Raw genomic sequence first — 2,472 nt, 5'->3', positions numbered from 1 at the left:
CCAGACGCATTTACGGACACTAAAGATGGCAGAGGTTTTACTTGGGGCTTATCTCATTTTGTAAACGCGGGTAGTCCGGGAAAAGGATATACAATTTTAGGACGATTTGATTGCGATTTGAGTTTGGATTATAATGAGCCAGCTTTTAAGAATACCGGTGTTTGGCATAAGCCCGAAGTTTATTTTGCACAAGGTATGGGTTCTATAAATCAACACCCCGAAGGCAGAAACATTAAAAAAGAGAAATAAAAATTAATCGTCTTAAAGTAAAAAATAATGAAAAAAATGAAATTAAATTTAGCAGTTCTTGTGCCCGCCTTACTAATTTTAGGTATTAGCTTAGAAAGCTGTGCTTCCTCCTCAAATGACCTCGAAGAACCAAAGCAAGAAGAGCTTGAAAATGCAGAACAAACAGCAAAGGGAATAGCCTGTGCTACAGATACGTACCATACGGTTTTGCCTAGTCCAACAGAAAAATTTGATAGCGCTCAATGGGATTTAGTTTGGGGTGATGAATTTGATTATCCAGATGCAGCATTAGAAAATAAATGGACTTCTCAAAATAATTCAAGTGGTCATATTTTATGTAGCCGTTGGAGAGAAAACGCAGTGGTAGCAAATGGAGTGCTAGAATTACAAGCCAAAAAAGAACAACGTGGGGGGCAAGATTGGACCTGTGGAAATATTTGGACGAAAGAAACCTTTTCTTATGGGTATTATGAAGCCAAATATAAATATGCGGGTGCAAGTGGTACGAATAACTCTTTTTGGTTGTTTTCAAATGAAAAAGGAGTTGGGAATAATAGCGCTGGAGTTACCTGTGAATTAGATGTTAATGAAGGACACTTCCCTAATGAAATAAACACCAATCGTCATCATTGGGAAAATGGATCGTCAGAAAGCAATCAATTAGCGTATACAGAAGGGTTATCTCCAGGATATGCACATACACTAAAAGAATCTTTAAAAACGAAACGTATTCGCTTTTCGTCAAGTAATGCCAGTCATTTTCATATTAGAGAGTTTCGTATTTACGAGGCAAAATCTGATTGTAGTTTTCCATTAGATATTCAATCAGATACTGCAGATACTGCTGTTGCAGGTTTAAATAACCTTTCAAAAGATAGTCAGGTTACCATTACATCTAGCGGCGTTTTAAATGATACCTATGATGTTTCTGATATTGCAGATGGTAGCACTACTACGAGCTGGGTTTCTCAGAAAAACGGAGAGAAGTGGTTGGAATTCAATTGGCCATCAGAAAAAAATATAGGACATATACAATTTGTTAACGGTTGGAAAAGTGGTGCAAATTGGAATGCTTTAATCTCAGATTATAAAATTGAGGCTTACGTAAATAATCAATGGGTAGAAATAGGGAGTTATGATGTGAAAAAGGAATATAACTATGCAAACGATTATCACCTTTATGGAATGGAATGGAGTGCCAATGAAATTAAATTTTATTTTGATAATAAATTAATTCGTACCATTCCAAATAACCTATGTAATGAAGAATTAAATATCTATTTAAGTTTAGCGATATTAGATCATGCAGGAGAAGTAACCGATGCCATAGATGGTACAAGCATGAAAATAGATTACGTAAAGTATTTTAGAAGAAAGCAATAACATATAAAATTCCCAAAGCTCATTTTAGTCACGTTCTTATAGTAGATCTTTAGGTTTACTATAAGAACCATTGGGGGTTTATACATTTTGTCCTTCAAATCAAGATAAATTCAACATAAATATATTACGAATAATTATGAAGTTACTAAGCAATATTAGACAGATCATCTTATTATTTTTGGTGGTGTCCGCCATTTAGTGTGAGCAAAAAGAGGCAGCGATAAAAGAGAGTATTGAAATTGAATCTGCAAAAATTTTTCCTTTTAAAATGCCTACGGAAAAACCAAATATTCCACTTAGTGCTTCTTCAGAAAGAATGTTTGATTATCCCGCACCACGAGTACAGGACAACGAACTTTTCTCTCAATTTAAGTATACGCGTTTAAATGGTTTTGACTATAATAATGGTAATGGGACTATCTCGAGAAGAGACTCTTCAAGACCTATTTTAGTTGACGGTAAATATTATGTATGGTACACCAAAAGGCATACGGTAGTGCCTCCTATTGGATGGAACAGAGCTGCAGAAGCTACGGATGAAATACCTTCTACCGATTGGGATTTATGTGATATTTGGTATGCTACCAGTAAAGACGGAATTAAATGGGAAGAACAAGGGGTGGCAATTTCACGTCCAGAAAAACCAAAGTCAGGATGGCGTTCTGTGGCTACGCCCGATATATTAGTATGGAAAAACAAGTATTACCTGTACTACCAAGCTTTTGATGAACCGAGTGGGTTAAGGGGAGATTTGTGTCCTGTATCTATTTCCTATGCTGATTCGCCCAATGGCCCTTGGACCCATGGCGGAGATAAAGTAATTCCGTTTGGTAAAGAAGG

The 2,472-nt window shown here is 36.2% G+C and carries 2 protein-coding genes and 1 pseudogene; all 3 read left to right on the top strand.

Annotation, left to right across the window (positions count from 1 at the left end; translation table 11 throughout):
• Positions 1-249: pseudogene (locus BT107_RS17305) on the top strand (glycoside hydrolase family 117 protein); the annotation flags it as partial.
• A gap of 36 nt (positions 250-285) precedes the next feature.
• Complete coding sequence (locus BT107_RS17300; RefSeq protein WP_170854758.1) at positions 286-1,632, top strand: glycoside hydrolase family 16 protein; 1,347 nt, start codon at positions 286-288, stop codon at positions 1,630-1,632.
• 268 nt (positions 1,633-1,900) lie between these two features.
• A partial coding sequence (locus BT107_RS17295; RefSeq protein ID WP_483188805.1) for a glycoside hydrolase family protein occupies positions 1,901-2,472 on the top strand: 572 nt, incomplete at its 3' end.

Source organism: Cellulophaga fucicola (assembly GCF_900119145.1).
GTDB lineage: Bacteria > Bacteroidota > Bacteroidia > Flavobacteriales > Flavobacteriaceae > Cellulophaga > Cellulophaga fucicola.
The sequence above is the reverse complement of the archived record's forward strand: the minus strand, read 5'-3'. Positions and strand labels throughout refer to the sequence as shown.

Excerpts from the sequence above, each read along its gene's own strand:
- BT107_RS17300 (WP_170854758.1), top strand. The coding sequence starts at position 286 with ATGAAATTAAATTTAGCAGTTCTTGTGCCCGCCTTACTAATTTTAGGT.